This window comes from Nocardia sp. NPDC047038, assembly GCF_040644075.1.
Lineage (GTDB): Bacteria > Actinomycetota > Actinomycetes > Mycobacteriales > Mycobacteriaceae > Nocardia > Nocardia sichangensis.
In genome coordinates, this window is record NZ_JBEYVQ010000001.1 from 1,521,241 (window position 1) to 1,533,850 (window position 12,610).

The 12,610-nt window shown below is 69.7% G+C and carries 12 protein-coding genes; 6 read left to right on the forward strand and 6 right to left on the reverse strand.

Annotation, left to right across the window (positions count from 1 at the left end):
• Positions 1-183: 183 nt before the first annotated feature.
• The 3 genes from ABZ824_RS07330 (at position 184) to ABZ824_RS07340 (ending at position 3,740) form a co-directional block, all read left to right on the forward strand.
• Entirely contained in the window at positions 184-1,218 is a 1,035-nt protein-coding gene (locus ABZ824_RS07330) for an NAD(P)/FAD-dependent oxidoreductase (protein ID WP_356962189.1), read from the forward strand.
• 87 nt (positions 1,219-1,305) lie between these two features.
• Positions 1,306-2,259 carry an NAD(P)H-binding protein gene (locus ABZ824_RS07335; protein WP_356962190.1) on the forward strand — a complete coding sequence of 318 codons (954 nt, stop codon included), beginning with the start codon at positions 1,306-1,308 and terminating at the stop codon, positions 2,257-2,259.
• A gap of 833 nt (positions 2,260-3,092) precedes the next feature.
• On the forward strand, positions 3,093-3,740 hold the full coding sequence (locus ABZ824_RS07340) for a TetR family transcriptional regulator (protein ID WP_356962192.1): 648 nt from the start codon (positions 3,093-3,095) through the stop codon (positions 3,738-3,740).
• Between the two features lie 113 nt (positions 3,741-3,853).
• Here ABZ824_RS07340 and ABZ824_RS07345 read toward each other — a convergent pair whose 3' ends face one another.
• Both ABZ824_RS07345 and ABZ824_RS07350 read right to left on the reverse strand, forming a co-directional pair.
• Positions 3,854-4,459 (reverse strand): hypothetical protein, encoded by a 606-nt coding sequence (locus ABZ824_RS07345; RefSeq protein ID WP_356962194.1) that lies wholly within the window; start codon positions 4,457-4,459, stop codon positions 3,854-3,856.
• A gap of 15 nt (positions 4,460-4,474) precedes the next feature.
• Positions 4,475-4,933 (reverse strand): TetR family transcriptional regulator, encoded by a 459-nt coding sequence (locus ABZ824_RS07350; RefSeq protein WP_356962196.1) that lies wholly within the window; start codon positions 4,931-4,933, stop codon positions 4,475-4,477.
• Positions 4,934-5,069: 136 nt separating this feature from the next.
• Between ABZ824_RS07350 and ABZ824_RS07355 the strand changes: the two genes are divergently transcribed.
• From ABZ824_RS07355 to ABZ824_RS07365, 3 genes are all read left to right on the forward strand, one after another.
• On the forward strand, positions 5,070-6,701 hold the full coding sequence (locus ABZ824_RS07355; RefSeq protein WP_356962197.1) for an MFS transporter: 1,632 nt from the start codon (positions 5,070-5,072) through the stop codon (positions 6,699-6,701).
• A gap of 702 nt (positions 6,702-7,403) precedes the next feature.
• Positions 7,404-8,108 carry a TetR/AcrR family transcriptional regulator gene (locus ABZ824_RS07360; protein ID WP_356962199.1) on the forward strand — a complete coding sequence of 235 codons (705 nt, stop codon included), beginning with the start codon at positions 7,404-7,406 and terminating at the stop codon, positions 8,106-8,108.
• A gap of 85 nt (positions 8,109-8,193) precedes the next feature.
• On the forward strand, positions 8,194-9,357 hold the full coding sequence (locus tag ABZ824_RS07365; RefSeq protein ID WP_356962201.1) for an acyl-CoA dehydrogenase family protein: 1,164 nt from the start codon (positions 8,194-8,196) through the stop codon (positions 9,355-9,357).
• A gap of 21 nt (positions 9,358-9,378) precedes the next feature.
• On the opposite strand, the gene ABZ824_RS07370 is transcribed toward ABZ824_RS07365, so the two are convergent.
• The 4 genes from ABZ824_RS07370 to ABZ824_RS07385 are packed head-to-tail and all read right to left on the reverse strand — an operon-like array spanning position 9,379 to position 12,594.
• Positions 9,379-10,371, reverse strand: a complete 993-nt coding sequence (locus tag ABZ824_RS07370; protein WP_356962203.1) for an LLM class flavin-dependent oxidoreductase — start codon at positions 10,369-10,371, stop codon at positions 9,379-9,381.
• A complete protein-coding gene (locus tag ABZ824_RS07375; protein WP_356962205.1) occupies positions 10,368-10,946 on the reverse strand; it encodes a nuclear transport factor 2 family protein in 579 nt (192 codons plus the stop codon). Before ABZ824_RS07375 ends, ABZ824_RS07370 begins: the two co-directional genes overlap by 4 nt.
• Positions 10,946-11,722, reverse strand: coding sequence for an SDR family oxidoreductase (locus ABZ824_RS07380; RefSeq protein ID WP_356962206.1), 777 nt, complete (start codon positions 11,720-11,722; stop codon positions 10,946-10,948). The genes ABZ824_RS07375 and ABZ824_RS07380 overlap by 1 nt, the downstream gene beginning before the upstream one ends.
• A 56-nt stretch (positions 11,723-11,778) precedes the next feature.
• Positions 11,779-12,594 carry an SDR family NAD(P)-dependent oxidoreductase gene (locus ABZ824_RS07385; RefSeq protein ID WP_356962207.1) on the reverse strand — a complete coding sequence of 272 codons (816 nt, stop codon included), beginning with the start codon at positions 12,592-12,594 and terminating at the stop codon, positions 11,779-11,781.
• Positions 12,595-12,610 lie beyond the last annotated feature (16 nt).

The following is a 12,610-nucleotide window of genomic DNA, read 5'->3' on the forward strand; positions in this document are numbered from 1 at the left end:
CGAGCGTCCTTCGTGGACCTGGGCCAGTCTGATCGTATGGCCGACCTGTCGTACTTGACAAGTCAGTACAGAACCGCATAGGTTTCTGACAGTTCAGTACACAACCGTCCTGGGCTCGCCGGACCGGCTTGGTCCGGGCTTGCGGGACCGTGATGCCGCGAAGGCGGCTTGGAGGTTGAACTCATGACACAGGTGACCCAGCCACTCTTCGGCGAGGACTCCGAGAGCGATGCGCTGGCCGAGGGGACCGTCGACGTGGTGGTGATCGGCGGGGGCGCCGCGGGGCTGAACGGTGCGCTGATCCTCGCCCGCTCCCGCCGCTCGGTCGTCGTGATCGACAGTGGCTCCCCGCGCAACGCGCCCGCGGAGGCAGTGCACGGCTTCATCGTCTTCGACGGCACTCCGCCGTCGGAGATCCTTCGACGGGGTCGCGAGCAGGTGCGCCAGTACGGCGGACGCGTCGTCCAGGGCGAGGTGGTCTCGGCCGAGCCTGCCGCTCCGTCGGCGGACGGGGACCTGCGGTTCACCGTCACCCTGGCCGACGGCCGCAGCGTCACCGCTCGCCGCATTCTGGTGGCCACCGGCCTCACGGACGTGCTGCCGGAGGTGCCCGGGCTCGCCGAGCACTGGGGGCACAGCGTGGTGCACTGCCCGTTCTGCCACGGCTGGGAGGTGCGCGATGAACCCATCGGTGTCCTCGCCACCGGCCCGGCCTCCATCGGCCACGCATTGCTGTTCCGTCAGCTGACCGAGGACCTGACCTACTTCACCCACGGCACCGACCTGGACGAGGACAGCCGCGCCCGCTTCGCCGCCCGTGGCATCCGCGTCATCGACACCCCGGTCACCGAGATCGTCAACGACACCGACGGTGCCCTCGCCGGTGTGCGCCTGGCCGACGGCCAGGTCGTGGCCCGCCGCGTCCTCGCGGTCGGCCCGCGGACGCAGGCCCGCACCCAGGGCCTGGAAGGTCTGGGCCTGCCGGTGCAGGACCTGCCGAACATGGCCCGCGGTTTCGCCTCCGGCGCGGCCGGCATCACCGAGGTGCCGGGTGTGTGGGTGGCCGGCAACGCCACCGATCCGGTCGCCCAGGTCGGAGCCTCCGCAGCGGCCGGTGCACTGGCCGGCGCCGAAATCAACAAGGTGCTGGCCATCGCGGACACCGACGCGGCCCTGCAGGGGATCGCCGAGGTGAGCCTGAAAGCGGCCACGGCATGAACGGCCGACCCACCCCAACCCGATGAAGGACACGACGATGTCGGAGCGCAATCTCTGATCACCGGCGCCGGCGGCCAAGTCGGTGGCGTGAGCAGGGTGATGGTCGACATGCTGCTCGAACAGGGCCACCCGGTGCGTGCGTTCGTGCGACGGGACGACGAACGCGCGCAGTCGCTGCGCGAGGCCGGGGCCGAGGTCTTCGTCGGCGACCTGCTCAAACTCGCGGACGTGGCCGCCGCGCTGAAGGGCGTCAAGCGCATCTACTTCAGCATGACCCCGCAGCCGTACTACGCCGATGCCCTCACCTTGATGGTCGCGGCGGCGCGAGCCCAGGGCGACATCGAGGCCTTCGTGCACATGTCCAACTACGAGCAGTCGTACATGACGCTCGAGAAGATGACCACACCGGAGGAAGAGCGGCGTTCCTTGCTCGGCGGACTGGTCACGGACTGGTCACCGCAGCAGCGGGCGCACTGGGTCTGCGAGCGGGTGCTGGACTGGTCCGGCATCCCCACCGTCAACGTGCGTGCGACCCTGTTCGCCGAGAACCCCCATCTGACCTGGATGCTCCTGGGCCCGCTGAGCAACGGCGAACTGCGCCTGCCCTTCGGCAACCAGCGGCTCGCGCCCATCGCCGTGCACGACGTGGCCGAGGTGTGCGTGAAGATCCTGGCCGACCCCGCACCGCACATCTCGAAGTCCTATGCGCTCACCGGCCCGGAGCTGAAGGACATGTACGGGTTCGCTGAGGACTACGCAGCCGTGCTGGGACGCCAGGTCGTCTACATCCCTGAGGAATTGGAGGCCTGGCAAGAGGCATTCCTCGACGAGACCGCCCTGCAGAAGGACCTGGGCGATCCGGGTACGGCCCGGCACGTGGCGGCGCACCTGAGGATCCAGACCAGTCTGATCGCCAGCGGGCGGTACGACGAAGTCTCCGACCAACTAGAAACCCTGCTCGGGCGCGCACCGCGAACCATGCGATGGGCGCTGCAGAACAACACTCGCCTGCGCGAACTGGCGGGTGCCCCGAGCCAGTGAGCGCTCCGGAGCAGAACATGACGCCACACGCTGTTGAAGAGCGGCGAACTAGGGGACAAGTCACCCCTGAGTAACTTTCGGAGCCGGATCCTCCTCGTCGGACTCGTCGTGGTCCTCGTCCTCGCGGGACCGGGCCAGCGGCCGAACGGGCCGATCTGGCCAGGGCGTTCGGCTCCGAGTGCCCCGGGGCCCTTCGCACGGTGCGACACCGAGGGGAGCACGCGTGCTCCCCTCGGTGTCGGGCATGCGCGAGCAGCTCGGCAACGAGGTCGTTCGCCTGGTCCTCGGTCTGTCCAACGTCCGTGCCCACCGCGTCGGTGGTGCCGCTTCCGGGCCCGGTGAGGTCCACCCAGGTCGGCCGACGCAGGGCGATGATCTCCGGCCCGGCCGGGGCGCCGGTCTCCTCGGCTTCGGCGTGCGCGCGATAGACGGAGGCGACCGAGGGGTGCTGTCCGACGTTCTTACCGGTCATGCTGGTCAGCTTCGCGATCTCGGGGACGGGGACGCCTTTGTCCTTCAGTGCGCGGGCGAAGGTGAGCATGTCGTCGTCGCCGGATGCAGGTGCGCTCTATCTGGGCAGCGGCCAGGACGGCGAAGAACATCGCGCCCATGCCGCCTGGACCGTAGATACCGCTGAGCGGGCCGGGATCCAACGGGGTGGCCGGTGGGAGGGCCGCGACGGACGAGCTCGGCGGCGGCGACCGGCGCGCCGGAGCTCTCGTCGAAGAACAAGCGAGGGCCGCACCGGGCGCAGGGGCGTGAAACAGGGGCTTCGGCTCGGCGTGACAAAATGGAGGGCCGTTCGTCCGTCCTTTGATGCTGCGAGGTTCTCCGTGAGCAAGCCCGTGGGCCGCGAGCCGCTGCGCCGTAACGCGCGGTCCAACCGGGCGCGCATCCTGGCCACGGCCCGTGAGGAGCTGGGGCGGAACCCCGATGTCACGCTGGAGGAGCTGGCGCGGGCCGCCGGGGTCGTCCGGCGCACCCTCTTCGGGCATTTCCCGGGGCGGGCGGCGCTGCTGGAGGCGCTCGCCGAGGAAGCCGCCGAGACGTTTCGGAACGCGGTGGAGGACGGGCCGGAGCCGGGGGAGTCGGCCGAGCGGGCGTTGGCGTGGTTCGTACTCCGAATGTGGCGCGTGGGCGACCGCTATCGCATGCTGGTGGCGCTCACCCGGCGGGACCTCGGCTCCGAGCGCTTCGCCGAGGTGCTCGCGCCGGCCCGGGAGGCCGCCACCGGGATCGTGGAGCGCGGGCAGCGGGACGGCGTCTTCCACACCCATCTGCCGCCGGCCGTGCAGAGCGCCAGCCTGATGGCGTTGATCGTAGCTCTGGTGGAGTCCGTCAACACCGGCGCGCTGGAGGACGACGGGCACCGGATCGCCACGGCCACCCTCATCGCGGCCGGCGTGCCCGAGGCTCGGGCGAGCGCGGTGGTCGAGGAGGCGTCGGCGATGGCTACGGCTCTTCCGGCCCACGGCACCTGATTTCTCTCCGGCCGACCCGTTCGACGAGGTGTCCCGGACGTCGTCGCGGAAGGTGACCGACTCGCCGGAGAAGTGGGCGGTGAGGCCCGCTCCGTAGTGGTGACCGAGCGCAGTCAGAGGCCGTCGGGGATGTTCCGCGGCGCGGTCGGCTCGGCGAAGACCCGGCCGAGCAGCTTCTCACCGGCTTCGGGCAGGGCGACGCGGCCCGCGACCTCGAAGTCCTTGCAGGTGACGTGGTTGCTGGCGGCCGCCGAGACGGTCGTCATCGCGGTGACCTCGAAGCCGAGGGTGGTCAGGACGCGGGCGCGGATCCGGGGGCCTCGCGGGACAGGGAGTCGGGGGCGGACATTTGTGTGAGCGAGTGGGGTACGGGCACGGGCTTCAGACGGGACTCGGGGGCGACCCGGACTTCCGTACGTGATCGACCTTGCGGCGGCGGTGTCCGGGGCGGCGATGAGGGCGGCGGTGGCGGTGGCGGTGTCCGGGGCGGCGATGAGGGCGGCGGTGGCGGTGGCGGTGTCCGGGGCGGCGATGAGGGCGGCGGTGGCGGCGGCGGTGTCCGGGGCGGCGGTGGCGGCGCCGGTGCCGTCGTCGGACCACAGGCCGCAGTCGAGCAGGGTCAGCAGTTGGGCCTCGATGGCTCGGGCGAACGGGTCGGGCGGGACGGTGGTCTGGAAGACGCCCTGTTGGCGGCCGTGGGCGAAGAATTTCGTGGCCATGTCCCGGGCGGGGATTCAGTAGTTCGTCGACGCGTGCGCGCGCGAGGTCATGGCCGCGGGCGAGCCGGATGAGGGCGCGGTAGCGGTCGCCGACGGGCTACACCAGAGGACGAATCGCGCCAGGTCCGCGACGGCGTCGTGGGTCGGGGCCGGTGCACCCGCAACGGCGCGCCGGATCGCCTCCGCGGCCTCGGCGGCCAGGCCCTCGACGAGCGCGGCCCGGCCGGCGAAGTGGACGTACAGGGTGCGCCGCGCCACACCGGCGGCACCGGCGATGTCCTCCAGGCGGCTGTCGGGGTCGCGGCTCAGTTCCCACCGAGCCGCGTCGAGGATCCGGGAGCGGGTGGCCCGCGCGTCCCGACGCTGCGCCGAGGTCGAGGTCGAAGTCGGAGCAGGAGGGGGCGGCGTCTCGAGGAGCCGGGCAGGCGATCGTCTCGGCCTCGTCGTCGGTGTTCGTGCTGATCGGCTGGTCACGTCGGTACCTCGAGGACGGGTGGGAGGAGCGAGTAATCGCGATATTTGCACACAGAGGGGCAATAAACTAGCGTGCACATCCATGGGCAATTAAGCGATTCCACTCGTCCGCCCCGTCCCCCTCAGGAGCTACTGGATGTCCTTCCTTGTGAACACCCCCGTGGAGAAAATGACCGGGCCCTACGCACGGCGCTGGTGGGCACTGCTTGTGCTGTGCCTGAGCCTGCTGATCACGGTGATGGCGAACACGTCGCTGATCGTCGCCGCCCCCGACATGACCACGGACCTGGGCCTGAGCAGCAGTGATCTGCAGTGGGTCGTCGACAGCTACACCGTTCCGTACGCGGCGCTGATGCTGGTGCTGGGCGCGATCGGCGACAAGTACAGCCGGCGTGGCGCGCTGGTGCTGGGTCTGTTGATCTTCGCCGGCGGTTCGGCGATGGGGAGCATGGTCGACGAGACCTCGCTGTTGATCGTGGCCCGCGCGATCATGGGTGTCGGTGCCGCAGTCGTGATGCCGGCCACGCTGTCCCTGGTGGTCGCGACCTTCCCCCGGAGCGAACGGGCCAAGGCCATCACCGCCTGGGCCGCGACCTCCGGGGTGGCGGTGGCCGTCGGCCCGCTGGTCTCCGGCTGGCTGCTGGAGGACCACGCCTGGGGCTCGACCTTCCTGATCAACGTGCCGATCGCCGTCCTCGCCGTGTTCGGCGCGCTCGCCCTGGTACCGCCGTCCAAGGCGGAGGCCATGGGCCGGATCGACTACGTCGGTGGTCTGCTGTCGATCGTCTCCGTCGGCTCCCTGATCTACGCCGCCATCGAGGGCCCGCACTCCGGCTGGGGCGTCGGCCCCGTCACGGCCGCCGTGATCGCCGGTGTCGGTCTGGTCGCTTTCATCGCCTGGGAGCTGCGCCACCCGCACCCGATGCTGAACGTCCGAAAGTTCGCGCTGCGGCCTTTCACCGGCTCGATGCTCGCGGTGATGTTCTTCTTCTTCGGCATGTTCGCCGTGATCTACTACGGGACGCAGTTCCTGCAGTTCGTCCTCGGCTACGGCGCCCTGGACACGGGCGTTCGGCTGCTGCCGCTGGGCGGTGCGGTGTTCCTCGGCTCCGCGGTGACCGGGATGCTCACCCCGAAGCTGGGGGTGAAGGTGATGGTCGTGACCGGCCTGGCCGTCGGCACGGCGGGCATGTTCCTGCTCACCCAGATCGACAAGGGGTCGACGTACGGGGACTTCCTGGTGCCGCTGATGATGCTGGGCCTCGCGCTCGGACTGGCCATCTCCCCGGCGACCGACACGATCATGGGCTCCTTCCCCGAGTCCGAGCTGGGCGTCGGCGGCGGTGTCAACGACACCGCTCTGGAGCTGGGCGGAGCGCTGGGCATCGCGGTGCTGGGCTCGCTGCTGGGCACGGCCTACCGGGACGAACTGACCGACCTGGTGGGCAACCGGCTCCCGGCCGAGGCGATGGAGACCGCCAAGGACTCGGTCGGCGCCGGCCTGGCCGTCGCGCAGCGGGTCGCGCAGGATCCCTCCGCCGGGCCCCAGCAGGCCCAGGCCGCCGTGGACGCCGTCCACCAGGCCTTTGCCCACGGAGTCGCCCAGACCAGCCTCATCGGCGGGATCATCATGGCCGCCGGAACACTGATCGTCCTCGCGGTCCTGCCGGGCCGGCGCGGGTTCACCAAGAAGAGCGCCGAGCCGGGGGCCGGGACGGCGGCGAACGAGGCGGCGCCTGTGCGAGAGCACACCGGAGCCCCCCGCTAGATCGTCGGCGGGGCGCCCACCGGATCGCCAGGGACGCGTCCGCCGAGTCGCCGGGCACCGCCTCCGCCGGATCGCCCGCCAGGCACGTCGGGTGGGAGTCAGGCGGCGCGAGACGCGCAGGGCGCGGGCATGGTCCACGGTCCATAGGCCATGGCCACGGGGATCCTCTGCCGGAACACCTCACCGAGGGCCGCGAGGTGACAGCGGCGGTCGCCTCAGTCGCCCCAGACGGTGAGCACCGGCCGCAGGCAGTTGAGTGGCGGCGCGCCTTCCCCGAACGCGGCAATCGCGGGTCATCGTCCAGTACCACTGCCGGCCGGGAACGTCGCTCGTCTCACCATGCCACCGGCAATGTCCTTCGACCCTGGGCGCAGCAGCCTGCCGAGGGATTGACTTCGATACATCCAGGTCGTGTACGAGGCTGTCCGCCGTACGACCGAGCGGGACGTGGAGACTATCGGACCCTCGGAAGCTCACCGCTTTCGCCCCGACGGTCAAGCCTGGCCCCGTAAACACTGACGATGGTGTGGTCGTCGTCCTCGTCGAGTATCCCGGCCCTGCGGTCGGGTCTGCCGCGTAGGTGAGCTCGTTGGGCGCTCGCGCAAAGTGTTGCGACGACCGATTCGGTGCTTGCAGGTGGCGCTCGAGTCCGCCCAGGTCGGAAGGCTCCGGCCGGATGTCGGAGCATTACTCTGTTTCGGTGTGAGCAGCATCCGTGATCGAGTTCTACTGGCCGCGCTCGAGTGCTTTTCCGACGAGGGATACGAGCGCACGACGATAGCCCGGATCCGGGAACGCAGCGGCGTGTCGAACGGTGCGCTCTTCCATCACTTCCGCAGTAAGGAGGCGATAGCCGGCGCGCTGTACCTGGACTCGATGCTTTCGGTGCACGAGGGCTATCGCAAGGTGCTGGCGGCGCAACCGGCGACGCTGGCGGAGGGTGTCGGCGGGGTGGTCCGGGGACAGTTGTCGTGGGTGGAGGCGAATCCGGCTCGTGCACGGTTCGTGTACGCACAGGGCAGGCTCGACTGGGCCAGCGAGCCGGGGGAGCGCCTGCGGGCTATGAACGAGGAGATCGGCGCTGCCTGGCGGGAATGGCTGGCGCCGTTCGTCCGTCGTGGTGAAGCGCGCGAGCTGTCGATGGCGCTGGTGGTAGCGGTGGTCACCGGTCCGGCGCACGCGCTCGCGCAGCAGTGGTTGGCGGGACAGCTTCCAGGACCGCTCCGAGCATATGCGGACGATCTGACGGCAGCGGCCGTGGCGGGAGTGTCCGGAAATCCGGCGTCGCGGATCGAAAGCGTGCCGTACCCAGTGGTCGGACGGATACGCGTCGAGCTCATCGACGCGGTGGGGTCGGTCTTGGGCGTGGCCGAGGTGGACGCACCCTTGGACGGGCCGCTGGGCTGAATCGGACATCTACCGAGTGTTGCTCCGGAGTGTTACTCTGTGGTCAATCCTACTGTGCGACAACCTGACCCATTTGGAGTTGAAGATGGCCGTCTCCGCGACCGCGACCCAACTGTTCGAGCTTCCCCCGGAGTACCGTTCGACCCAGGACCGGGCGCGCCTGGTGGCCGCCGAGTTCGCGCCGGAGGCGGTGGCGGTCCGGCGGCATACGCTGGAGCACGTCGAAATTCATCCCCGGCTGTGGCGGGCTTTCTGCGAAAACGGCTGGCCCGGCGCGATATTGGACCATGACTCCGGGGGAAGCGGGCTGGGTTTGCTCGGTGCGGCGCTGGTGCTGGAGGCGTTCGCCGAGCAGGGCATCGTCTTGTGGATGCCTGCGCTGTCTGCGGCCATCGCGTGGGCGATCGACCGGGTCGGCTCCGACACGCTGCGGGGCACATGGCTGCCCCGGATCGCTGCCGGCACAGCCCAGCTGGGCATGGCGGCAACCGAACCGGAGGCCGGTCACAACCTTTTCCGTGCGCGCACCGAGATACGCGAGGCCGACGGACGATTCGTCGTCACCGGGCGCAAGAGCATCACCTCCGGCGTGGACCTGGCCGACCGGCTGCTGGTCTTCGGCCGTGGGTCTGACGGGTACACCACCGTGCTGGTGGATCCGCGGGCTCCTGGCGTCACGGTCACCGAAGTGCCTATGCGTTTCCGAGAGGGCGTGCGCCAGTTCCAGCTCGACTTCGACGCGGTGGTCGCGGACGCGGTGGTCGGCGTCCCGGGGCAAGGCTTGCTCACCCTGTGGCCGTTCACGCACGTCGAGCGGGTTCTCACCGCCGCCATCTGCACGGGCTTGGCCCGGCACTGCCTCGATCACGCGGTCGCCCACGCGAAGAGCCGGGTCATCGCGAGCGAGCCGATCGGCGCGAACCAGGCGCTCGCGCATCCGCTGGCACACTTGCACGCGCGATCGGCCGCCGTCGGTCTCCTGGTTCGGCGCACTGCCGCCCGAATCGACGCGGGTGACGAGCAGAACACGGCCGCCGATGCCAACGCCGCCAAGGTGCTGGCCGCAGACCTGGCTTTCGACAGCGCCGATCACGCGATGCAGGTACTGGGCGCCGAAGCCTGGGACGAGCGCCACGGCTGGCTCGATCTCTATCTCGACGCGCGGCTCGCGAGATCCGGGCCGGTCAGTAACGAATTCGCGCTCAACTACCTTGCCGAGCACGTCCTCGGCCTTCCGGTGCGACGGTAGAGCGATCAGTCGAGCCCGGCCTCAGCGCAACAGCGGAGCCAGTCGGGTGCAGACCGTCCGGACATGCTCGGCGACCATCGGCTCGGGCATTCCGCCCACCGATCCCCACAGGTACACAGTGGAGGTGGGGGCGTCTTTCACGAGGTCGCGGATACGACCGGCGATCTCCTCCGGGGTACCGAACCAGAAGTACGACAGCGGGCCGCGCGGGTCACGCGTCGCGAGCTTCGCCGGGTCCACCGGTTTCGGCGGCGGCGCGTCCGTGCCTTCGACCATGTGACGTCGGTACGAGTCGACCTGGTAGGCGATATAGGGTGCCACCAAAGGCCAGTCCCGTTCGGGATCCTCGGTGACCCAGGCCTGGACCCCGCCGCCCATGCGTGCGATGGCGGGGTCGAAGCCCCCGGCGACCAGGCCGTCGCGATAGGCGGGCCAGCTCTCGTGATTCGGGGTCAGCAGGGGCGCTCCGAGCAAGCCGGCGCGTCGCGCGCCCTGAGGGCCGTGATAGCCCAGCCAGACCGGGATCGGATCTTGCACGGGGCCCGGCGTGACACCCCCTTCGGACCACAGCTGTCGCAGTCGCCGGACCATGTCGTCGGTCCTGCCGTAGCGCTGCCGGTCGGAGACGCCGTAGAGCTCGTATTCCGGCTTTCGGTAACCCGTTCCGATGCCGAGGTCCAGCCGCCCGTCGGAGATGAGGTCGACCAGGGCTGCCTGCTCGGCGACCTCGACCGGGGAGTGCAACGGCGCTACGAGGATGGCAGTACCGAGGCGCGCCCGCCGGGTGCGGGCGGCCGCGGCGGCGGCGAAGGTAAGCGGCTGCGTCAGGTAGCCGTCGTCGAAGAGGTGGTGTTCGGAGAACCACAGCGACCCCGCTCCGAGCCGGTCGGCCTCCTCGCACATCTCGAGGGTGAAGCCGTGCAACCGGGCAGCCGAGCCCTCGCGGTGCGGCGGATTCCGCAGATCGAAATAGAGGCCGACATCGATCGAGCCTTTGGTCGTCGGGCTGGTCACGGCAATCCTCCACCGGTGGGTCTGGTCGTCGGAGCCGGGGATTCCGCGGGCCAGAACGCGGCCCACGACGACTCCAGTGCGGGTAGGGCGGGTTCCGGTCCCACTCGCCAGCTGTCGAATTCGGCCTCCTGCGGGCGCTCGAGCAGATCCGCCGCATACCAGTGGCGCTCGATCCGTCTTTCGAACAACCACTTTCCCTCGACCCGGCGATAGGTGTCGTCGTAGCGGATCGCCATCACCACCCACCGATCGTGCACCTCGTGTTCGGCGCGACAGTAGACATGCCCGCTGGCGGTCTGCGGTCCGTCGTCGTCCACGTCCGGCCCCAGCTCGATCTGGTGACCGCAGATCAGGTGGATCGACCGGTAGAACCAGCGCAGCTGCGGTTCGATGAGCGCGCGTAAGGCTTCCCGGCCGGATCCGTGCCGGCCGAGGTGGACATCCGGAACGAACAGCGACAGCCAGGTGCCGACATCGCGCTGATCGACCGCCAACGCGTACTTGATCGGCAACTGCCCGATCTCCCAGCGCGCCTCCGCCCGGGCCAGCCGCCGTGCCAAGACCGACGGGTCCATCACTCGCCCCCGGTCAACATCACCGTGTCACCGGTGAGGTAGGCCAGATCGTCGCTCATCAAGGCGGCCACAGCACGACCGATGTCGGCCTCCGGATCGCCCATCCGGCCCAGCGGTAACCGCCGCACGTGCTGCTGGAAGCGCTCCGGCTGTTCCTCCCGGAACTGCTCGGCGGCGGGAGAAAGTGCGGTCGGCACAACAACATTCACCCGGATCCCGTAGCGGCCCCATTCCCTGGCAGCCACCCGCGACAGTCCGCGGATGCCTTCTTTGGCCATCGCGTAGGCGCCGAACAGCGGAGCCCCGTTGATCGCCGTGCTCGATCCGAAGTTGACGATCGCCCCTCCGCCGCGTTCGCACAGCAGCGGGAGCGCGGCCTGCATCGCCCACAATGTCGCCAGCGGGCCACTGCGGAAGCACACTTCGACGTCATTCTCGGTGACGTCGGCCAGCGGACCTTGGGTCGAGGACTGGGCGTTGTTCACCAGTCCGTCGAGACCGCCGAATTCCGCGGCGGTGGCAAGGATCGCGTGCTCGATCTGGTCGCGATCGGTGACGTCGCATTCCAGCGCGATGGCCTTTCCGCCGAACGCGGCGATCTCGCCGACGACCTTCTCGCATTTCGCCAGGGTGCGGCCGACGGCGGCGACCGACGCACCGTCGCGGGCCAGAGCCAGCGCGACGCCGCGGCCTATTCCTTGACCGGCTCCGGTGACCAGGACGGCCTTGCCGCTCAATCGGCCCGGGCGGGCCTCTGTCTCGGCGGAATCCATCATCTACCTTTCTGTTCTGCCCGGCCACGACGGAAACTCCCGCCGCCTCCGGGACCTGTTCACCCGAATTGGGTGAGATTCGCGATCAGCGGCGTATCCGAGTGCCGCTTCAGCCGGTACTCGCGCACCGCGCCACCGGCCGCGTGGACGACCCGGCCCGTGATATCTCCTGCCGATTCGGTGACCAGTGCGAGCACCACCCGGGATACATGCGCGGGGTCCAGATCCAGCGTGCTCCCGACCCGCTCGAGGTGATCGCGCGACATCCGGGTGCGGGCGCCGGGCGACACCGCGTTCACGGTGATGCCGTGGGGCGCGCCTTCGTCGGCGAGAGCCATGGTCAATCCCCACAGCGCTGCCTTGGACGCGGCATACGCGACTCCGGCGTGATATCCGGTTCCGAGCGCGGCTTCGGACACCGTATTGATCACCCTGCCGTAGCGGCGCTCGCGCATCGGCGCGAATGCCGCCCGGGCGATTCCCACGCTTCCTGTCACATTCGTGGCGAGAACCCGGTCGAAGTCCTCCTGGGACAGGCCGGTCATCTTCGACGCCGACATGATTCCGGCGTTGTTGATCACGATGTCGAGTCGTCCGAAGGTCTCCAGCGCGCACGCCACGGCCTGCTCCGCGCCGGAGAATCGCGAGATGTCCGAGCGGTCGGCGGTGGCGATTCCGCCTGCGGCGGTGATCGTCTCGACGACGGCACCCGCGACATCCGCGTCCTCCCTGGACACTCCGTCGAGGGACAGCGAAGCATCGTTCACGACCACTGCCGCACCGGCCGTCGCGAGTACGGCCGCGTGGGACGCACCGAGCCCGCGTCCGGCGCCGGTGACCAGCGCGACCCTGCCGGCGAGAGGTAAGTTCGGCATCGTGGTTCCGCTCGTG

Bases quoted from the DNA above. Each gene is read 5' to 3' on its own strand.
- ABZ824_RS07375 (WP_356962205.1), bottom strand. From the start codon at position 10,946: ATGGACCCGTCGGTCTTGGCACGGCGGCTGGCCCGGGCGGAGGCGCGC.
- ABZ824_RS07385 (WP_356962207.1), bottom strand. From the start codon at position 12,594: ATGCCGAACTTACCTCTCGCCGGCAGGGTCGCGCTGGTCACCGGCGCC.
- ABZ824_RS07355 (WP_356962197.1), top strand. From the start codon at position 5,070: ATGTCCTTCCTTGTGAACACCCCCGTGGAGAAAATGACCGGGCCCTAC.
- ABZ824_RS07330 (WP_356962189.1), top strand. From the start codon at position 184: ATGACACAGGTGACCCAGCCACTCTTCGGCGAGGACTCCGAGAGCGAT.
- ABZ824_RS07380 (WP_356962206.1), bottom strand. From the start codon at position 11,722: ATGATGGATTCCGCCGAGACAGAGGCCCGCCCGGGCCGATTGAGCGGC.
- ABZ824_RS07345 (WP_356962194.1), bottom strand. From the start codon at position 4,459: ATGGCCACGAAATTCTTCGCCCACGGCCGCCAACAGGGCGTCTTCCAG.
- ABZ824_RS07365 (WP_356962201.1), top strand. From the start codon at position 8,194: ATGGCCGTCTCCGCGACCGCGACCCAACTGTTCGAGCTTCCCCCGGAG.